The organism is Acidovorax sp. 62, assembly GCF_002754495.1.
GTDB lineage: Bacteria > Pseudomonadota > Gammaproteobacteria > Burkholderiales > Burkholderiaceae_C > Acidovorax.
The window spans coordinates 3373488-3391867 of the sequence record NZ_PEFJ01000001.1; the positions used below are offsets into that span (position 1 = coordinate 3373488).

The following is an 18380-nucleotide window of genomic DNA, read 5'->3' on the forward strand; positions in this document are numbered from 1 at the left end:
CAATGCTATTACTTCAATAGCTGCCAGCGCTTTATTAATAGGCGCTAGAGGTCTATTTGATGCCCAAACCCCACTGGCTTCTGATCCCCCTGCGCTGGCTGGCCCATCTGGGCACCTGGCTGCTGGCCGTGCTGGTGGCCTTTGAGGAATGGGGCTGGGAGCCTCTGCAGCGCGTGCTCGCACGCATCGGGCGCTGGCCTGGGTTTCGGTGGATTGAGGGCTTTGTGCGCTCGCTGCCGCCCTGGGCTGCGTTGGCGCTGTTCGTGCTGCCGTCCCTCACCTTGCTCCCCATCAAGCTGCTGGCCCTGTGGGCCATGGGGCATGGCCATGTGGGGCTGGGCATGCTCATCATTCTGGGGGCCAAGGTGGTGGGCACCGCCGTGCTGGCGCGCCTGTTCACGCTGACGCGCCCGGCACTCATGCAGCTGCACTGGTTTGCCTGGCTGTACCAGCACTGGGTGGGCTTCAAGGAACCCCTGCTGGTGCGCGTTCGCGCATCGTGGCCCTGGCGGGCGGCCCGCGCCATCAAGCGGCGGCTGGGCACGCGCTGGCGCGTCTGGTGGCGGGGGCACACGCCGCCGGGGCCGGGTGCCTGACCCTCAACACCTGCACTGCATGTATCCGTCGCTTGGGTTCAGTTGCCCTCTTGGTAACTCATTGGGATGCTGCAATTTCATGGAAGGTTACTTATCCCGCATCGACTCAAGCACTCCAGGCAAATCCCGCAGTTTCGCGACTACCTGTGTCCCATGCCGCTCAACCTGCATACGGATGTGAGGCGCCATGTACGAGTCAGCCCTAAACACATCGATGTAGGGCGCATACATCGCGTGCATTGCATCAGGAAACTGACTATCACTGGGTAACTGGCGACGAGTTCCCCCCACATTGTCCCAAACCGAAGACAACATGGAACGCACTGTTGCATCGATTCCTGGGCAGTACAGGGCCAATTCATTCGCAGGGATTGTCCCCTCCAGCCTCATGCCGCCTTCAAGGGCAATACCGCGAACGGCACTTTCCATATGACCGCTTACCCAATTCTCCCAAGCAACCTTATCCGTGAGTAGTGCAAGGCTTGGCAGTATCTCGTTACTAAGTCCGTCGCCATCAGATGCCTTCAATTGCGCAGCAAGCGCCACGAGCGATCTCATCGCACTACCCAAGGTTTGCCCTGGCGCCCTGACCATGTCAGCAAGCGGAGCAGCCATTTCTGGATTCGCGGTGAACCAACGCATCAAACGACTTGGGTCACGAAAAGATGCACGCATGGCTTCCGTTGCTTCATCTTTGCCTGCTTGGCCAAGCGCGTAGCGTCTGAAAACGTGTGCATGGGCGGGATCCATGGGTAACGTCGAAACGAGAGCCTGCACATAAGATTCAGCGGTTTCGGCATGAATCGCTGCCTGAACTTCCGGCCGAAGCCCGCCATTCTTGAAGAACTTTCGCTCTGCTTCACGACGCTGTGGTCTAGCCATCGCCCGAACTTGGGGATCAGCGTTAAAGCGCTCACGTACCGCATCGACGAGCGGAGTGGTGTCCTCAAACTCGACACGGGGAAACCAGTCCTCCGTTTGATCAACATGCGCGCGCGGCAAAGTTTGATGCTCTGCCAGAGCCCTGACTTCACTTTGAACAAGGTCATTCGGGCATATCAATGCATTTCTTCCGCATAACTGCGCAAGGAGGTCACCACGGCGTATCGCGTAATCGACGGCGTGAGATCCGGTAGGAGCCGCCTCGGATACGACAAGCGCTGAAAACACAAACCGAACCTCCCCCAATGCTGCCATGCTCAGCAGCGCATTCTTCACATACGCAAGGTCGGGCCTCAATTGCGGTTCGGAGAGCGCCGAGTAGTCTTGACTATCCAAGTACACAGTAAGCATGCTGACTCCAGATACAACCTGTTCGTTAAGAATGGATGCGTACGCATCCCAGCCGACTCACGCCACCACGTAGTCCGGGTGCCGGGCGCAAATCTCGTCGAGCTGGCTCAGCGTGCCGGAGAGGTGGGCGCGCAGCTGGTCCTGGGCATCGGCCGGGTGGCCCGCCGCAATGGCATCGACGATGGCGCGGTGGTCTTGCACCACGGCGGCGGTTTTGCCCTCGGTGGGCAGGTGCAGGCGGCGCAACCGGTCCACATGGCCGGACATGCGGCGCACCAAGTCCCACAGGCCGGCCACCCCGGCCGCCTCGTACATCAGGCGGTGAAAGTCCTGGTCGGCGGCCACGAACTCGCTGTAGTGCTCGGGCCCCATCACCAGGACCATGCGCTCCACTTGGGCGCGCAGGCGCTCCAGCGTGGCCTGGTCGGGCTGCTGGGCCAGGGTGCGTACCACCTCCAGCTCAATGGAGCGGCGCAGGTAGTGCGCCTGCTTGGCCGCGCTGATGTCAATGCGGCTGACCACGGTGGCGTGCTGCGGAAAGATGTCGACCAACCCCTCCTCGCCCAGCTTGAGCAGCGCGTCGCGGATGGGGGTCTGGCTGATGCCGAACTGCTCGGCCAGCTCGGCGCGGGCCAGCACGGTGCCGGGCACCAGGTCCAGCGCAACGATGGCCTCGCGCAGTTTTTCAAACACCTGGGGCGCGGCATGGCGCGAGCGGTCCAGGCGGACTTTTTCGATCACTTTTTCAATCACGGGCATGGGCGGGATTGTCGCATTGACGCACTAATATATTAGTGCTTTAATGTTTTTATGACTCGCCGTACCTACGACTCTCTGCGCAGCGCCCGCTGGTTTGCCCCGGACGACCTGCGCTCTTTTGGCCACCGCTCCCGCATCATGCAAATGGGCTACGCGCCCGAGGACTGGGTGGGCAAACCCATCATTGCCATCGTCAACACTTGGTCTGACATCAACCCCTGCCACGGCCACTTCAAGCAGCGGGTCGAAGACGTGAAGCGCGGTGTGCTGCAGGCGGGGGGCTTTCCCATCGAGCTGCCTGCCATCTCGCTGGCCGAGGCCTTCGTCAAGCCCACCACCATGCTCTACCGCAACATGCTGGCCATGGAGACGGAAGAGCTGCTGCGCAGCCACCCCGTGGACGGCGCGGTGCTGATGGGCGGCTGCGACAAGACCGGCCCCGGCCTGCTGATGGGCGCGATGAGCGCAGGCCTGCCCTGCATCTTTGTGCCCGCAGGCCCCATGCTGCGCGGCAACTACAACGGGCAGATCCTCGGCTCGGGCTCGGACGCCTGGAAGCTGTGGGACGAGCGCCGCGCAGGCAACCTGAGCAAGACCGAATGGCTGGGCGTGGAGGCTGGCATTGCCCGCAGCCACGGCACCTGCATGACCATGGGCACCGCCGCCACCATGACGGCGATTGCCGAGGCCATTGGCATGACGCTGCCGGGCGCGTCGTCCATCCCCGCGCCCGACGCCAACCATGTGCGCATGAGCGCCGAAAGCGGCCGCCGCATTGTCGAGATGGTGTGGGAAGACCAGACGCCCGCCCGCCTGCTCAGCCGCGAGTCCTTCCTCAACGGCATCAACGTCGCCATGGCGGTGGGCTGCTCCACCAACGCCATAGTGCATCTGGTGGCCATGTCGCGCCGTGCCGGTGCGCACTGCGCCGTGACGCTGGACGACTTTGACGCCGCCAGCCGCCGCGTGCCCGTGCTGGCCAATGTGCGCCCCAGCGGTGACACGTATCTGATGGAAGACTTTTACTACGCGGGTGGGCTACTGGGCCTGATGTCGCGCATGCGCGAGCACCTGCATTTGGGCGCAGCCACCGTCACCGGCAAACCGCTGGGCGAGAACATCGAAGGCGCCAAGGTGTTCAACGACGACGTGATCCGCACCACCGAAACCGCCATCTACGCCGAAGGCGCGCTGGCCGTACTGCGCGGCAACATCGCCCCCAACGGTGCGGTCATCAAGCCCAGCGCCTGCGCCCCCCACCTGCAGCAGCACACAGGCCCCGCGCTGGTGTTTGATGACTACCCCAGCATGAAGGCCGCGGTGGAAGACCCCGACCTGGACGTGACGGCCGAGCACATCATGGTGCTGCGCAACGCGGGCCCCCAGGGCGGCCCCGGCATGCCCGAGTGGGGCATGCTGCCCATCCCCACCAAGCTCGTCAAACAAGGCGTGCGCGACATGCTGCGCCTGTCCGACGCGCGCATGAGCGGCACCAGCTACGGCGCCTGCATCCTGCACGCCTCGCCCGAGGCCTACATCGGCGGCCCGCTGGCGCTGGTGCAAACGGGCGACCTCATCACCGTGGACGTGCCAGCGCGCCGCATTCACCTGGAGGTGAGCGATGCCGAGCTGGAGCGCCGCCGCGCCGCCTGGGTGCCACCGCCACCGCGCTTTGAACGCGGCTACGGCTGGATGTTCAGCCGCCACATCCTGCAGGCCGACCAGGGTTGCGACTTTGACTTCCTCGAAACCGGCTTTGGCGCGCCCGTGCCCGAGCCCGACATCTTCTGACTCCCCTTCGGCCCCCACCTTTTTGCATTGAGCCCCACACCCATGGCACTGAACTCCACCACCCGCGCCTTGCTGGCCAAAGTCAGCACCGCCACGCTGTGCACCGCCCTGTTCAAGCGCGGCCTGCGCAACCAGTTTTTGCAAGACGTGCACCCGCTGCGCACCGGCCGCGCCAACATGGTGGGCGAGGCTTTCACGCTGCGCTACATCCCGGCGCGGGAGGACCTCAACCCCATCAGCGTGTTCCAGAACCCCGACCACCCGCAGCGCAAGGCGGTAGAGGACTGCCCGCCCGGTGCCGTGCTGGTCATCGACAGCCGCAAGGACGCACGCGCCGCTTCGGCAGGCTCCATCCTGGCCTCGCGCCTGATGCAGCGCGGCGTGGCCGGGCTGGTGACGGACGGCGGCTTTCGCGACACGCCCGACATTGCGGCGCTGGACATGCCGGCCTATCACCACCGCCCCTCGGCCCCCACCAACCTCACGCTGCACCAGGCCATCGACATCAACGTGCCCATTGGCTGCGGTGATGTGGCCGTGTTCCCCGGTGACGTGGTGGTGGGCGACAGCGAGGGCGTCATCGTCATCCCCGCCCACCTGGCCGATGAGATTGCCGCCGAGGCGACCGAGATGACGGCGTTTGAAGACTTCGTGACCGAGAAGGTGATGGAGGGCCGCACCATCATCGGCCTGTACCCGCCCACAAACCCGCAAACACTGACCGACTTTGCCGCGTGGCGGCAGGCGCACGGGCGCTGAAGGCTCGACACATTTATCCCCATCCAAGGGCCCGCAGAGGCCCTGGCCTTTTCATCCTTTGCAGGAGACATGTATGCAACCCGTTCCATTAACCCTTCACCACCCACTGCGCCGCGCCGCGCTGGCTCTGTGCGCCGCAGCGCTGCTGCCCGCACTGGGCACACTGACGGCCACCCAGGCCCATGCCCAGACGGGCGACTGGCCCAATGCCAAGCCCATCAGCTACGTGGTGCCCTTCACCGCCGGTGGCTCCACCGACATCATTGGCCGCACCATCGCCAACAAGCTGCAAGAGTCGCTGAAACAGGCCGTGGTGGTCGAGAACAAGCCCGGCCAGGCAGGCGGCATTGGCGCATCGTTTGTGGCCAAGGCAGCGCCCGATGGCTACACGCTGTTTGGCGGCACCATCAGCACGCACGCCATCAACGCCAGCCTGTACAAGAACCTGTCGTACCACCCGGTCAAGGACTTTGAGCCCGTGGCCCTGGTGGCCACGCTGCCCAACGTGCTCATCATCAACCCCTCGCTGGGCGTGAACAACGTGGCCGAGCTGATTGCGCTGCTCAAGAAAGACCCGACCAAGCGCATGTTCGCGTCCTCGGGCGCGGGCACCTCCACCCACCTGGCGGGCGAAATGTTCGGCGACCTGATTGGCGTGAAGCTCACCCACATCCCGTACAAGGGCACGCCCCCCGCACTCACCGACGTGGCTGCGGGCCAGGTGTCTTTCATGTTCGACCAGATGACCGCCGCCCTGCCCCTGGCCAAGGCCGGCCGCGTGAAGCTGCTGGCTGTCACAACCGGCAAGCGCATCCCCCTCGCCCCCGAGCTGCCGACCATGATCGAGTCCGGCGTGCCAGGCTTCGAGATGTCGTCATGGCAGGCCATCTACGCCCCCAAGGGCACACCCAAGGCCATCGTGCAAAAGCTCAACGCCGAAATCGTCAAAGCCCTCAAGCAGCCCGATGTGCAAGCCAAACTGCACGACCAGCTGGGCATGAACATTGTGGGCAGCACGCCCGAAGAGCTGGCCGCGCACATGGACAAAGAGATTCCGCGCTGGGCTGATTTGGTGAAGAAGTCGGGCGCAACGCCAGACTGATCTGGGTGACGACGGTGCAGGGCGAGTGCCTCCCTGCACCGAGCAGTGCGGTCAGCCCGCCAGGGGAGACGGTGGGCTCACAATCTCTTCAGGTTTTGAAAAATTCTGCCGAAATTAGCTGTGACATTCATTCGGAGCAATGAGGGCAGCAATGGGCATTCACATCAATATCCCCTCCGCAGGAACAGGCCGTCACCAACCAATCATCAAAGTCGACAGAGCCATCGCTGAGACAAGCAAGATATCTACATCGGCCACCTCAAGGCCTGAAATCGATCAGACGAGGGCCACTTTTTCAGCCAAAGCCCTGTCGCTGTCAAACCAGCAAATGGATGCGAACGATCCGGACAGCGTTCGAGCGTTTCTGTCCAATTTCGATTTCAGAAACATCAGCCCTGCAGACTTAGCGTATGTGGGAAGCACCCTCGCGGAAGCTGGCGTGATTGAGGATAAAGACGCCTTTCCCTTGATCGGTACAGAGTTGACATACGAACAGCCGCTGGATCGAAACAAAGCTGTCGATTCGTTCAAGATATTCGATGACACTCTGGCGACGAATATTGCAGCGGGCCCGACGGCGCTGGCGGGAAGGGACTATCACGTTCGAGCCGCTGATTTCATACGAAGACTGGATTCATTTGCCAGCTCAGACAGAAGCGAAATTTGAGTCTGGCAGCCCCCTCCCGAAGAACTCGCCGCGCACATGGACAAAGAGATTCCGCGCTGGGCTGATTTGGTGAAGAAGTCGGGCGCGACGCCGGACTGATCTGGGTGACTACGGTGCAGGGCCCGCGCCACCCTGCACCACGCTTTGCTGCCAGCCCAGCAACTGCGCCTGCAAGGCCCGGCACTGCGCAGCCGGGGCGGGCACGTCGCTGCTGCGGTGGCTGCTGCCATCTTTGAGCACCACCCGCACATAGCAAGGCCTGCCGGGCTTGGCAGAACCCACCAGCACGGTGTGAATCTCGTCGGCCTGCAGGCGCACCGGCAACTGCCAAGACCCGGCGTAGCGCAGCTCCAGCGCAGTGGCCTGCGCATGCAGTGCGACAAATCGGCCCCAGTGGCTGGCATACGCCCAGAACGCCCCCACGCAGCACAGGCCGAGGTAGCCCCACACCACCCAGCGCCCGCGCAGCGGCGTGGCCAGCTGGCGCCCACCCACCCAGGCCGCCAGCGCCATGGCGGTGAAGGTGATGCCCAGGCCCACCAACACTGCAGCAAAGTCCCCAGCCACCTGCGCCGGGGTGGCAAACTCAATGTCCATGCATTCCCCCTTTTGAAGCCCATTGTGCAGGGCTTGCAATCGCTATATTTTTAGTAGCTGCTCGCGCTTATCAATCAAGCCCTACAGGCCAATTTGATTCAAAATCGCACACCGATAGGCCACGGGCTTGCCTTTGCAGCCCGACGCCTTTGTAATCGGCTTCGCGCTTGCCATTGCCCCCTTTTACCCATCAGGCTTTTTTGATGAACTCTCCCGAGGACGATTCGCGCTTTGTCGCCGGTGACGGCCCCGTCAACCGGCGCACTGCGCTGCTGCACGAACGCCAGGCCCGCGCCACCGAGGAGCCCCCGGCCCACACCGAACTGGCCGAGCGGCTGCACCGCGCCCATGCGCGCACCCAGCTGGGCACGCCGCTGGCCGACTACTTTGCCGCGCCGCCGCTGGCGCATGTGGCGCCCTCGGCGCTGCACATTGCCACCAGCGTGCTGGCGGCGGGCGGTGCGGTGGTGGTGTTGCTGGGGCTGATCCAGTCGGCGGTGCTGCCGCTGGCAGCGGGCGCGGGTGCCACCCTGCTAGGTGCGCTGGGCTGGTGGCGCACACGCCCCGCACGGCCTGCCCACAGTGCGACGGCCCCGGCGGCGGCCTTGTTTGACACAGAAGCCCTGCAAGCCTTTGACCGCGCCCTGGAGGCCGCCGCCCCCGAGCTGGGCGAGCAGGCCACGCAGCGCCTGCTGGAGACCAAGGAAGCCTTCCAACGCATGGGCCACGAGCGGCCCACGCACGACGAACACTTCACCGTGGAAGACCGCCTGTTTCTGCGCGAGTGCCTGCGCCGCTACCTGCCCGACACGCTGCAGGCCTACCTGCGGGTGCCCGCAGCACAGCGCCGCCAGGTGCTGCACGAAGGCCAGCCCTCGGCCCACGATGCACTGCTGCAGCAACTGGCCCTGCTGCACGGTGAAATCCTGGCCCGCGAAAAGAAAATCGGCCGCAGTGCGGCCGAAGTGCTTGCAAAGCAGCAGCGGTTTCTGGAATCCAAGAAATCGCGCTGAAGGCAGCACCCGCCAACGAACAGGCGGGCGCTGCCCAATGGATCAGGAGGCTTCGCTGCCTTCGCGAGCACGGGCAGCGCGGCGCTCCAGCAGCTCGGCCTCTTGCGCATCGCGCACGGTTTTGGACAGCGTGAAGGTGGAGCTGACCAGGAACAGCCAGCTCACCAGCATGTAGTACTTCTGCCATTCGTCGATCTTCATGCGCCACAGGCCCCAGCCGGTCAGCAAGATGGCCGCTGCAAAGGCCACCCACACGGTGATGACCCACTGCGATGTGTCCACCGCCCCGTCGCGGTTGTCGCGCTGGGTCTTGGCCACGGCAAAGGTGCTGAACAGGCAAAAGAACAGGCCGATGGCCAGGAAGGCGCGGTCCAGCTCCTGGCCGGGCAAGTTGATCACGCCGATGGCGGCGCACAGCACCGACAAGGCAAAAGAGACGCGCACTTGCAGACGCCATGCGGTGGTGTCGCGTTGAACCATGTAGCGGGTTGCCATTTCAGTTTTCCTTCGTCAAGTTAAAAATAAGGGACACGGGAGAGACACGGGAAACAAGCAAAGTCAGAGCTTCACGGGCCCGCTGAGCTGCGACGAAGTGGCCTTCTTGGCCTGCTCCATGCGCACCTTGTCGATGTATTGCTCGGCCCGCTGGATTTCGGACGCGATCATCGCGTTGTTCTGCCCCATCACCACGATAGCCTTGGAGCGGAAGTCGTCCATCGCGTCCATGGCCTTGAAGGTCTGGTCGAACATTTCCTTGAGCTTGTCGATGCCCACCATGGGGTTCTGCGCAAACTGCGTGGTCTTGTCCACATGGGTGTTGAGCTGGCGGCCGGTTTCGGCGATCAGGTTCTCGATGGTGCTGTTCACGCCGGTGAGCATGTCCATCACCTTGATCTGGTTGCCGGTGGCGCGCGCCACGGTCTGGGCCACGGCCAGCGCGCTCATGCCGGTGGTGGCCACGCGCGAGCAGCCGTTCATCATCTCGCGCCCGGTCTTCTTGAGCACATCCAGCGCCAGGTAGCCGTTGGTGCACACGGCCTGCTGGGTCAGCATGTCTTGCAGGTTTTGGCGGGCGTAGAACAGCACCTCTTGCTCCAGCGCCTTGGCGCGCTGTGGCTCGGTGGCCCTCAGCGATTCGACCTTGGCCATGAGCCGCTCATCCAGCACCTGCGCAAAGCGCATGGCGCCGGTGAGCTTTTGCATGGCGTCCCACAGCTTGGTGCGGGTGGCTTCAATCTCGACCACATCGCGCTGCATGTCGTCGCGTGCGGCGTAGAGCTGCTCCATGCTTTTTTGCAGCTGGCCGCCCGCGCTTTCAAAGCGGCGAAAGTAGTTTTGCAACCGGTTGCCAAAGGGGATGAAGCCCAGCAGCTTTTGCGGCTGGAACAGGTCGCCCTCTTTGCCGGGGTTGAGCGTGTCGAGCTGGCGGCGCATGTCCTGGATGGCGCGAAAGGCGGTGCCGTCTTCCACGCCCACAAAGTTGCGCTCCATGAAGCGCCCCTGCATCAGGCTGGCTGCCACCGAGATTTCCTCGCGCCCCAGGGCAAAGGCGCTGTCGAGCTTGGCGCGAAAGCCTTCGCTTTGCACGTCTTCGGACATCAGGCTGTCGACGAAGCGGCTCACCTGGTCTTCCACGGCGCGCGCCACTTCGGGGGCCAATGGCACGGCCGTGCTGGCCACTTCGTTGCTGACGGGCTGCACCACCTCGGGTGGGGTCAGCACAAAGGTGCCTGCCGCTGCGCTGGGCGCAGGCTGTGCGGTCTGCACGGGGGTCGGGTTGGACATGCGCTTCTCTCCTCGGTTTGTCGTTGATTCTAGGGATGGGCGGGGCCTGCAGGGCGGCCCGCCGCGGCCCCTTGGGGCATCTGCGCAACACCCTCTGCTGCGCTATCAGTCGCGCTTTCAGCAGTGCTGGGGGTGCCGCACGAAAAGCAGTAGCGCGAGAACGCGTTCTTGCGGGTGCTGCAGTGGCCGCAGCGGTCAAACAGGCACAGGCCGCAATGGGGGCAGTAGTCGATGGCCTCGTTCTTGAGGTCCACCGCCCGCTCGCAGCCGGGGCACACGCTCTTGGCCAGACGGGCCATCACCACGTCGTAGCCCAGTTCTTCACGGCGCTGGGCGTCGGGCAGGGATTCGGCCAGCCTTTGGCGCTCCAGGTAGCGGTTCAGCGCCAGGATGGCGTAGCGCCCCACCAGCACCGTGATGCCAATGCCCACCACGTAGCGCACGTAGCCACCGTAGCTGGGCAGGTAAGGCACCAGCTCCACAAAGAAGGCAAACAGCGCAAAGAAGATGAAGCCCCACACAAACGGCCAGTAGGTGCCCTTGCGCTTTTTGACGAACAGCCAGCCCGCCGCCACCAACAGTGGCAGGGTCAGGGCCAGGCGGTACAGAAACACGCGCAGCTCCACCTTGCGGCTTTCCACACGCAGGCGCTCGTAGCCATCGGTTTCCAGATCGCTGAGCTGCCTTTGCGTGGCCGCCGCCGTCTGGCGGGCATCCAGCGCGGCCTGCTGCTGGGCCTCCACCCCGCGCAGGGCCTGGCGCTCGGCCTGCTTGAGCTGGTCCAGCTGGCGGGTGCGGGCCAGCACCTCGGGGTCGTGCTCGGCGCGCTCGGTCACGCGGCGGGTGGCCAGCCAGTTGTTGAAGGTTTCGCGCTCGGCCTGGTTGTCGCTTTGGGCCTTGCGGTGCTGCAGCTGGGCCTGCTCCAGCGCGGTCTGGGCGTCTTGCTCGGCCTCGCGCTGGGTGCGGATTTTGTCGCGCAGCGCCTGGGCCTGCGCCTTGTCCAGAAAATCATCCACCCGCAGGGGCCGCTCCACCTTGGGCAAGTCGCCCACCACGGTGCCCCCCAGCCCGATCAGAAAGCTGGCAAACACCACGGCCACCAGCCACAGCCCCCGCCGAAACCACTTCTCTGACAAACGCAAAGACTTGCTCATGGCTACCCCCACCTTAATTTGCTATTGTTTTCATAGCTGCCAGCGCTTTATTAGAAAGCGCTAGCAGCCATTTTTACTTCAATTGAATGGCTTCAGCGCTTGGCCTGCACACCCACCGGCGCTGCCGCCAGCTGTGTGCGCTGCATCCACGACAGCACCGAGTCCACTGTCACCGTCTCAATGCGATCGGAATACCGCTTGTCATTGGGATGGTCGTCAAACGCAATGTTGGCCGAGCCCACGCGCCCACCCAGCCGGGTCAGCGGCCCCAGCTTCAGCGCCGTGGGCTCGTAGCCCTTGAAGCGCAACCACGCCTGGGCCTGCTCACGGGTGCGCACGGTGGCGGGCTCCATAGCAAAGGCCAGGGTCTCCAGCGCCCACTGGTTGGACTGCTGGTACTTGGTGCCCCACGCGTAGCTGACCATGCTGTAGGGCTGGGCGTGCAGCATGGTGGCGCGGCCGTTGTCGCTGAGCACCGGCAGCAACTGGGCCTGCACAGCGGGGCTGGGCACGGCCAGCACGGCCTCAAAGCGCCACAGGTCGTCCAAAAAGAACTCGCCCAGGCCCTGGCGGTACACATGGCCTACAGCCGTTCCGCATTCGTTGAGCTTGTGCGCCACACGCCACGGGCCTTCGGCTGTTTTGTAGGCCCAGCCGAAGTGCGAGTAGCGCAGGCCGTACTTGCTCAGGTCTTGCCCGGCCCGGCCAATCAGCACCACCGTGGCGCCGCTGCGCTCGTTCTCGGCATCCAGCGCCTGCGAGGTTTGCGCCGCCAGCGCCATGCCACGCTCGATCACCTGGGCAGTGACGGGCTTGCGCTCGTCACAAGCGCGGCCTGCATGGGCGGGTGCTGCAGCCAGCACTGCGGCTGTGGCCAGCACGACACACCAGTGCATGGAACTGGCGCGGCCTAGGCCAGAGATGCCGAGCAAGGGCCTGGGCCGGCCGCACCGCCCCGCAGTGAGGGCATCGTCTCCCTTCCCGCACGCAGTGCGAGAGAAGGGGGAAGCCGCGTAGCGGCTCAGGGGGTTGTTGGTCATAGTTACAAGCGTTCGTTGTGCAGCAGGGCGCGGCCGATGGCATTGGGCACAAAGGCCAGCGCCTCGCCCGCCACCGACAACACCACCCCAGTGCCGATCACGCTGCAGGTCACGGTGGTGCCCACCGCCTGGGCCGAGGCCCCCACCCCGCGCCCGACCACCTCCACGCTGACCCGGGCGCCGTCCGAGGCACGCTCCAGCACATACAGCGTGCCCGCGGCAGACGCCTCCACCGACTTCACCACCAGCACGGCGCCCGTCACCGACAGCGCTGCAGGCACGGCCACCACGGCCCCGGCCGCCGCCGAAACTCCTCCAGCCACCGCCACCACCGAGGCCACCGGCAGCAGCGACAGCACTGCAGACGCCTCGCTGTGCGCGTGGGCTGGCGTCACAGCCGTTACAGCCAGCGCGCCCAGCGCCCCGGCAGCCAACAGCACACGCACCAGCGCCTGCTTCCACCGAGGGGCGGCCAAGGATGGGCTTGCCAGTGCCTGGCGGGGCGGGGCCACGGCGATGGCCTGAGAGACAACATTGCGGCGAAAGAGTCGCATGGGATGGGGGTGCTCCATGAAGGAGCCTGGGTTGAACACGGTGCGAATAGTGCCAACTCGTAACTTGCGTGTCTGCGTTCGAACGTAACAGTGCCTGCCCACCGGCCAAAAAGTACCGTTTTTTTGTACTTTTTGCGTCAAACCCGCTCCTGAGAGCTGCGTCAAAGCGCTTCACTGCCACCCATGCACCTGCGCGACAGCCTGGCAACCGGGCTGCCCAGACAATGCCCGCGAACCTGGTGCGCCCCACGCACCCACCTCCCATCCAGGCATCGCAGCCCTATTTTTTGAACCCCATTGCCATGACCAAAACCTTTGACCTCGTCGTCCACGGCGCCACCGGCTTCACAGGCCGCCTGGTGGTGGAATACCTGCTGCAACGCTACCCCGCAGGCAGCGGCCTGCGCTGGGCCATGGGCGGGCGCAACGCCGACAAGCTCGCCGCCGTGCGCGACGAACTGGGAGCCCCCGCCGACACCCCACTGGTCGTGACCGACACCTCCAACCCCGCCAGCCTGCAAGCGCTGATGAACACCACACGCCTGGTGCTGACCACCGTGGGCCCCTACCAGCTGTATGGCAACGAACTGGTGGCGGCCTGCGCCGCCAGCGGTGTGGACTATGTGGACCTGTGCGGCGAACCCGCCTGGATGCGCCAGATGATCGACGCCCACGAAGCCACGGCCCAGGCCAGCGGCGCACGCATCGTGTTCTCGTGCGGGTTTGACTCCATCCCGTTCGACCTGGGCGTGTACCTGTTGCAAAAGGAATTTGCCCAGCGCTTTGGCCACCCCGCCCCCCGGGTGCGCGGCCGCGTGCGCAAGATGAAGGGCACCTTCTCAGGCGGCACCGCCGCCAGCCTCAAAGCCACGCTGGTGGCCTCGGCCGCCAACCCTGCTGTGCTGGATTTGCTGCGCAACCCCTTTGCGCTGACCCCGGGGTTCGAGGGCCCGCGCCAGCCCTCGGGCAGCAAGCCCATGGTCGACGAGGCCCTGGGCACGGTGAACGGCGCGGGCATCTGGGTGGCGCCGTTTGTGATGGCGGCCATCAACACGCGCAACGTGCACCGCTCCAACCTGCTGCTGCAGCACGCCTGGGGCCAGGACTTTGTCTACGACGAAATGCTCATCACCGGCCCCGGCGACAAGGGTGAAGCCTTCGCCAACGCCGTGGCGGGCGACAAATCGATGGGCTCCGACCAAGGCCCCAAGCCGGGCGAAGGCCCCTCGCGCGAGGAGCGCGAAAGCGGCTTTTACGACGTGCTGTTTTTGGGCACCGATGCCGCAGGCCACACCCTGCGCGTGGGCGTCAAAGGCGACCGTGACCCGGGCTATGGCTCCACCTCCAAGATGATCACCGAAGCCGCCGTCTGCCTGCTGCAAGACGCCACCGCCACGCCCGGCGGCATCTGGACCACGGCACCGGCGATGGGCGACAAGCTGATTGCGCGGCTGCAGGCGAATGCGGGGTTGAGTTTTGGGGTGGAGGGGATGAGTTGACAGCAAGCCGGGCCAGCCACAACGGCACGGGTTGTTCAATGGGTAATGCGAAGACGCACATTTTTGCTATAAAAAATATAGCTTTTCGCGCTTTACCCATAAGCACCACATGCCTTTTTTGCTTGCATCATCCCCTCCAAGAGTTTTGAGCAGTTCGCCAGAGCATCGAGCGTCTTGATCGTGACCCACACCAGCACCGACACGCTGGGCGGTGGACAAACTGTCCAGCCGTGCGCTGTTCTCCGCGTCTAAGATATTGGCGCGGCCTTCGTATCCGCAAAGCCGATTCCGTGGCCACCACGCCCACCAACGAACCGATCAAGGAAGTCCATGTCGATGTCGAATTACCTGCTGATGCCCATCAGCAAGGAAGCGTTTGCAAACCCAGAAAAAACCAGGCAAGTGCTGGATTTACTGATAGGGGAGGGCCTGGCATCTGCCGATAACCCAACCGATGTGTGGAGCTACCCCTATGACGCAGAAGATGAAGACTATGGCGAGGCAAAACTTCCGTACACGACACTTCGCGAATTGAGGGATGCGCTCGACCGGGTGGATATGCAAGAAGTCAACTTTGACGTGGGCTTCAGTCGGTACGGCCTGGAAAGCAAGGACGACCTACCGGGCATGAACCAACTCACTGAGGAGTTGCAGACCCACATGGCTGAGTTCTGCGCAAGCCATGCGATCGATTACACGCTCGACGTTTACGGGCATGTGACCATCGGGTTCATTGCCCCAGACAGTGAGGACGAACAGGGCGAGCTTCGTGGCATCGGAGTGATGTGCGACGGGAGCTCTGCCGTCTTCATGGAAGAGGCGGGCTACCTTGAGGCAGCCAAGGAAATCGGCATTTATCGTGTCTTTGAAAAGATAGCGGCGATATACGGAGAAAAGCCGTCTCTTCAATTTCGGAACTGAAGGGGGTGTTGCACTTCAGATTTGAGGCCGCCTGAAGTAACTTTCATGATCCATGGACAGCTCTGCCTCCGAAGTCATAAACCTAGAACGGCTAACACGACCCAGCCTGTCCGTTTTTGACTGGGACGAGGCTGTCTTCCGCATAGCGCAGCCCCGGGTCCACGCGGACAATGGCACATCTTCCGTTGTGACCGCCACCGCCCCATGAACCTCCCCATGCGCCCCCGCGACCTATGCCTTGCCCTGCTCGTCATCGTGGTGTGGGGCTTGAACTTTGCCGTCATCAAGGTGGGCCTGCACGGCGTGCCGCCCATGCTGCTGGGTGCGCTGCGATACCTGCTGGCGGCGTTTCCGGCGCTGCTCTTTGTGCGGCCACCCAAGGTGCCGCTGCGCCTGTACCTGCTGTACGGCATGACGATGGCGGTGGGCCAGTTTGCGCTGCTGTTCACGGCCATCCACATCGGCATGCCTTCGGGGTTGGCATCGCTGGTGCTGCAGTCGCAGTCGTTCTTTACCCTGCTGCTGGCGGCCTGGTGGCTGCGTGAGAGTTGGCAAGGCAACCAGATGGCTGGGCTGATTCTGGCCGGGGCCGGGCTGGTGCTGATTGGCAGCGCGCACGGGGCCTCGATGCCACTGGCGGGGTTTGCGCTCACCGTGGCTGCCGCAGCGCTGTGGGGCTGCGGCAACATCGCCACGCGGGCGGTGGGGCGCTATGGGCCGATGAACCAGTTTGCGTTCATCGTGTGGTCCAGCCTGGTGGCGCCGCTGCCGTTTTTAGCGCTGGCGGTGTGGATGGACGGAGCGAGCGCCGTGCTGGCCGCTGTGCAAAACCTCTCGCTCACCTCCCTAGCAGCGGTGGGCTACATCGCCTGGGTCTCGACCTTGCTGGGGTTTGGGCTGTGGACTTTCCTCATGTCCCGCTACCCCGTGAACCGCGTGGCACCCTTCACGCTGCTGGTGCCCGTGGTGGGGCTGACGACGGGCTGGTGGGTGTTTGGCGAGCAACTGCTGCCCGTGCACTTTGCGGGCGCTGGGCTGCTGATGGCCGGGTTGCTGGTGAATGTGTTTGGAGGCCCCGCCTGGGCTGCGCTGAAGGGGCGCCTGGGCGCTGCGCCCTGAGGGAGCCAAGTTGGGGGATTGGCCTCAGGGGCGTCAAAGCGCCAGCGGCAGCTCGGTGGAGGACAACACATTGCGCAGCACCATGAACGAGCGCACCTGCCGCACGCCGGGCAGGTAGATGAGCTGCTCGGCATGCAGGCGGTTGAAGCTTTCGCTGTCGCGTGTGCGCACCAGCATGAAGTAGTCGAACTCGCCGGTGACCACATGGCACTCCATGCAGCCCGAGATCTTGATGGCGGCTTTCTCGAACTCGGCAAAGGACTCGGGCGTGGAACGGTCCAGCACCACGCCAATCATCACCAGCATGCCCGCGCCCACGGCCTTGGGGTTGAGCAGCGCCACCACCCCATCAATGAGCCCCAGGCGCTTGAGCCGCTCCACCCGGCGCAGGCAGGCGGGGGCGCTCAGGTGCACCTTCTCGGCCAGGGCCACGTTGGACAGGGAGGCATCGCGCTGCAGCTGGCGCAGGATGGCTTTGTCGGTGCGGTCCAGCTCGGCGGACACATCCGCCTGTTGCACATTCTTGGCACGAACTTTTGTTGCGCACATGGCTGTTTTCAAGAAATTTAGTAATGACTAATTTTCATATGAAAAACCAAAAAACCGAAATTTTGACAAAATTCACAACCCATTGATTCAGGCATTTTTCTACGATGAAGGCACTGCAAGCCCGCTTGCATACCCCCTCCTTCCATCGACCGGAAACGCCATGAACTTGCAAAAATTCCCCCGCCACCCGCTCACCTTCGGCCCCTCGCCCATCACGCCACTGTCGCGCCTGTCGGCCCACCTGGGCGGCAAGGTGCACCTGTATGCCAAGCGCGAGGACTGCAACTCGGGCCTGGCCTTTGGCGGCAACAAGACGCGCAAGCTCGAATACCTGATCCCCGAGGCGATCGATGGCGGCTACGACACGCTGGTGTCAATTGGCGGCATCCAATCCAACCAAACGCGCCAGGTGGCCGCCGTGGCCGCGCACCTAGGCATGAAGTGCGTGCTGGTGCAGGAGAACTGGGTGAACTACTCCGATGCGGTGTACGACCGCGTGGGCAACATCGAGATGAGCCGCATCATGGGCGCCGACGTGCGCCTGGACGCGGCGGGCTTTGACATTGGCATCCGCCCCAGCTGGGAGCAGGCCATGGAAGATGTGAAGAAGGCCGGGGGCAAGCCCTTCCCGATTCCAGCCGGTTGCTCAGAGCACCCGTACGGCGGCCTGGGCTTCGTGGGCTTTGCCGAAGAAGTGCGCCAGCAAGAAAAAGAGCTGGGCTTCCAGTTCGACTACATCGTGGTCTGCTCGGTGACCGGCAGCACGCAGGCGGGCATGGTGGTGGGCTTTGCGGCCGACGGCCGGGCGCGCAAGGTGATTGGTATCGACGCCTCCGCCAAGCCCGAGAAGACGCATGCCCAGGTGCTGCGCATTGCCCAGAACACCGCCAAGCTGGTGGAGCTGGGCCAGGAGATCACGGCCGAGGACGTGGTGCTGGACACGCGCTACGGTGGCCCAGAGTACGGCCTGCCCAACGAGGGCACGCTCGAAGCCATTCGCCTGTGTGCGCGCCAGGAGGGCATGCTGACCGACCCGGTGTACGAAGGCAAGTCCATGCACGGCATGATCGACATGGTGCGCAAGGGCGAGTTCCCCGAAGGCTCGCGCGTGCTGTATGCCCACCTGGGCGGGGTGCCAGCGCTCAACGCCTACAGCTTCCTGTTCCGCAACGGCTGAGCCTG

The 18380-nt window shown here is 64.0% G+C and carries 19 protein-coding genes; 10 read left to right on the forward strand and 9 right to left on the reverse strand.

Annotation, left to right across the window (positions count from 1 at the left end; genetic code table 11):
* The first annotated feature begins 59 nt into the window (after positions 1-59).
* Positions 60-596 carry a hypothetical protein gene (locus CLU86_RS15105; protein WP_199175129.1) on the forward strand — a complete coding sequence of 179 codons (537 nt, stop codon included), beginning with the start codon at positions 60-62 and terminating at the stop codon, positions 594-596.
* 87 nt (positions 597-683) lie between these two features.
* Here CLU86_RS15105 and CLU86_RS22660 read toward each other — a convergent pair whose 3' ends face one another.
* Together CLU86_RS22660 and CLU86_RS15120 are read right to left on the reverse strand one after the other, a co-directional pair.
* Positions 684-1889 (reverse strand): hypothetical protein, encoded by a 1206-nt coding sequence (locus CLU86_RS22660; RefSeq protein ID WP_143226716.1) that lies wholly within the window; start codon positions 1887-1889, stop codon positions 684-686.
* 57 nt (positions 1890-1946) lie between these two features.
* Positions 1947-2648, reverse strand: a complete 702-nt coding sequence (locus tag CLU86_RS15120) for a GntR family transcriptional regulator (protein WP_099742189.1) — start codon at positions 2646-2648, stop codon at positions 1947-1949.
* A gap of 51 nt (positions 2649-2699) precedes the next feature.
* Here CLU86_RS15120 and araD point away from each other — a divergent pair, with 51 nt between their 5' ends.
* From araD to CLU86_RS15140, 4 genes are all read left to right on the forward strand, one after another.
* Complete coding sequence (gene araD / locus CLU86_RS15125) at positions 2700-4439, forward strand: L-arabinonate dehydratase (RefSeq protein WP_099742190.1); 1740 nt, start codon at positions 2700-2702, stop codon at positions 4437-4439.
* A 42-nt stretch (positions 4440-4481) separates the two neighbouring features.
* On the forward strand, positions 4482-5198 hold the full coding sequence (locus CLU86_RS15130) for a ribonuclease activity regulator RraA (protein ID WP_199173444.1): 717 nt from the start codon (positions 4482-4484) through the stop codon (positions 5196-5198).
* Positions 5199-5271: 73 nt separating this feature from the next.
* On the forward strand, positions 5272-6300 hold the full coding sequence (locus CLU86_RS15135; protein WP_099742191.1) for a tripartite tricarboxylate transporter substrate binding protein: 1029 nt from the start codon (positions 5272-5274) through the stop codon (positions 6298-6300).
* Between the two features lie 151 nt (positions 6301-6451).
* Complete coding sequence (locus tag CLU86_RS15140; protein WP_143226717.1) at positions 6452-6967, forward strand: hypothetical protein; 516 nt, start codon at positions 6452-6454, stop codon at positions 6965-6967.
* 108 nt (positions 6968-7075) lie between these two features.
* Here the strand turns inward: CLU86_RS15140 and CLU86_RS15145 are convergent, their stop codons facing one another.
* Positions 7076-7564: a hypothetical protein gene (locus CLU86_RS15145; RefSeq protein ID WP_099742193.1), complete on the reverse strand. Its 489-nt coding sequence runs from the start codon at positions 7562-7564 to the stop codon at positions 7076-7078.
* A gap of 203 nt (positions 7565-7767) precedes the next feature.
* Here CLU86_RS15145 and CLU86_RS15150 point away from each other — a divergent pair, with 203 nt between their 5' ends.
* A complete protein-coding gene (locus CLU86_RS15150; RefSeq protein ID WP_099742194.1) occupies positions 7768-8577 on the forward strand; it encodes a hypothetical protein in 810 nt (269 codons plus the stop codon).
* Between the two features lie 42 nt (positions 8578-8619).
* On the opposite strand, the gene CLU86_RS15155 is transcribed toward CLU86_RS15150, so the two are convergent.
* The 5 genes from CLU86_RS15155 to CLU86_RS15175 all read right to left on the reverse strand — a co-directional run bounded on the left by CLU86_RS15155 (position 8620) and on the right by CLU86_RS15175 (position 13110).
* A complete protein-coding gene (locus tag CLU86_RS15155) occupies positions 8620-9072 on the reverse strand; it encodes a YiaA/YiaB family inner membrane protein (RefSeq protein WP_099742195.1) in 453 nt (150 codons plus the stop codon).
* 63 nt (positions 9073-9135) lie between these two features.
* Entirely contained in the window at positions 9136-10362 is a 1227-nt protein-coding gene (locus CLU86_RS15160) for a toxic anion resistance protein (RefSeq protein WP_099742196.1), read from the reverse strand.
* A gap of 29 nt (positions 10363-10391) precedes the next feature.
* Complete coding sequence (locus CLU86_RS15165) at positions 10392-11516, reverse strand: serine endopeptidase (protein WP_099742197.1); 1125 nt, start codon at positions 11514-11516, stop codon at positions 10392-10394.
* A gap of 92 nt (positions 11517-11608) precedes the next feature.
* Positions 11609-12412: a DUF2145 domain-containing protein gene (locus CLU86_RS15170; protein WP_099742198.1), complete on the reverse strand. Its 804-nt coding sequence runs from the start codon at positions 12410-12412 to the stop codon at positions 11609-11611.
* A 146-nt stretch (positions 12413-12558) separates the two neighbouring features.
* A complete protein-coding gene (locus tag CLU86_RS15175) occupies positions 12559-13110 on the reverse strand; it encodes a hypothetical protein (RefSeq protein ID WP_233195039.1) in 552 nt (183 codons plus the stop codon).
* 302 nt (positions 13111-13412) lie between these two features.
* On the opposite strand from CLU86_RS15175, the gene CLU86_RS15180 reads away from it, so the two are divergent.
* From CLU86_RS15180 to CLU86_RS15190, 3 genes are all read left to right on the forward strand, one after another.
* Positions 13413-14609 carry a trans-acting enoyl reductase family protein gene (locus tag CLU86_RS15180; protein WP_099743601.1) on the forward strand — a complete coding sequence of 399 codons (1197 nt, stop codon included), beginning with the start codon at positions 13413-13415 and terminating at the stop codon, positions 14607-14609.
* A gap of 330 nt (positions 14610-14939) precedes the next feature.
* Positions 14940-15530, forward strand: a complete 591-nt coding sequence (locus CLU86_RS15185) for a hypothetical protein (protein WP_143226718.1) — start codon at positions 14940-14942, stop codon at positions 15528-15530.
* Positions 15531-15734: 204 nt separating this feature from the next.
* A complete protein-coding gene (locus CLU86_RS15190) occupies positions 15735-16649 on the forward strand; it encodes an EamA family transporter (protein WP_099742200.1) in 915 nt (304 codons plus the stop codon).
* A gap of 33 nt (positions 16650-16682) precedes the next feature.
* Here CLU86_RS15190 and CLU86_RS15195 read toward each other — a convergent pair whose 3' ends face one another.
* Complete coding sequence (locus CLU86_RS15195; RefSeq protein WP_099656856.1) at positions 16683-17198, reverse strand: Lrp/AsnC family transcriptional regulator; 516 nt, start codon at positions 17196-17198, stop codon at positions 16683-16685.
* Between the two features lie 160 nt (positions 17199-17358).
* On the opposite strand from CLU86_RS15195, the gene CLU86_RS15200 reads away from it, so the two are divergent.
* Complete coding sequence (locus CLU86_RS15200) at positions 17359-18375, forward strand: 1-aminocyclopropane-1-carboxylate deaminase (RefSeq protein WP_099742201.1); 1017 nt, start codon at positions 17359-17361, stop codon at positions 18373-18375.
* Positions 18376-18380: the final 5 nt, after the last annotated feature.

Coding starts and splice junctions, on each gene's coding strand:
- CLU86_RS15105 (WP_199175129.1), top strand. CDS start 60: ATGCCCAAACCCCACTGGCTTCTGATCCCCCTGCGCTGGCTGGCCCAT.
- CLU86_RS22660 (WP_143226716.1), bottom strand. CDS start 1,889: ATGCTTACTGTGTACTTGGATAGTCAAGACTACTCGGCGCTCTCCGAA.
- CLU86_RS15120 (WP_099742189.1), bottom strand. CDS start 2,648: ATGCCCGTGATTGAAAAAGTGATCGAAAAAGTCCGCCTGGACCGCTCG.
- araD (WP_099742190.1), top strand. CDS start 2,700: ATGACTCGCCGTACCTACGACTCTCTGCGCAGCGCCCGCTGGTTTGCC.
- CLU86_RS15130 (WP_199173444.1), top strand. CDS start 4,482: ATGGCACTGAACTCCACCACCCGCGCCTTGCTGGCCAAAGTCAGCACC.
- CLU86_RS15135 (WP_099742191.1), top strand. CDS start 5,272: ATGCAACCCGTTCCATTAACCCTTCACCACCCACTGCGCCGCGCCGCG.
- CLU86_RS15140 (WP_143226717.1), top strand. CDS start 6,452: ATGGGCATTCACATCAATATCCCCTCCGCAGGAACAGGCCGTCACCAA.
- CLU86_RS15145 (WP_099742193.1), bottom strand. CDS start 7,564: ATGGACATTGAGTTTGCCACCCCGGCGCAGGTGGCTGGGGACTTTGCT.
- CLU86_RS15150 (WP_099742194.1), top strand. CDS start 7,768: ATGAACTCTCCCGAGGACGATTCGCGCTTTGTCGCCGGTGACGGCCCC.
- CLU86_RS15155 (WP_099742195.1), bottom strand. CDS start 9,072: ATGGCAACCCGCTACATGGTTCAACGCGACACCACCGCATGGCGTCTG.
- CLU86_RS15160 (WP_099742196.1), bottom strand. CDS start 10,362: ATGTCCAACCCGACCCCCGTGCAGACCGCACAGCCTGCGCCCAGCGCA.
- CLU86_RS15165 (WP_099742197.1), bottom strand. CDS start 11,516: ATGAGCAAGTCTTTGCGTTTGTCAGAGAAGTGGTTTCGGCGGGGGCTG.
- CLU86_RS15170 (WP_099742198.1), bottom strand. CDS start 12,412: ATGCACTGGTGTGTCGTGCTGGCCACAGCCGCAGTGCTGGCTGCAGCA.
- CLU86_RS15175 (WP_233195039.1), bottom strand. CDS start 13,110: ATGCGACTCTTTCGCCGCAATGTTGTCTCTCAGGCCATCGCCGTGGCC.
- CLU86_RS15180 (WP_099743601.1), top strand. CDS start 13,413: ATGACCAAAACCTTTGACCTCGTCGTCCACGGCGCCACCGGCTTCACA.
- CLU86_RS15185 (WP_143226718.1), top strand. CDS start 14,940: ATGTCGATGTCGAATTACCTGCTGATGCCCATCAGCAAGGAAGCGTTT.
- CLU86_RS15190 (WP_099742200.1), top strand. CDS start 15,735: ATGAACCTCCCCATGCGCCCCCGCGACCTATGCCTTGCCCTGCTCGTC.
- CLU86_RS15195 (WP_099656856.1), bottom strand. CDS start 17,198: ATGTGCGCAACAAAAGTTCGTGCCAAGAATGTGCAACAGGCGGATGTG.
- CLU86_RS15200 (WP_099742201.1), top strand. CDS start 17,359: ATGAACTTGCAAAAATTCCCCCGCCACCCGCTCACCTTCGGCCCCTCG.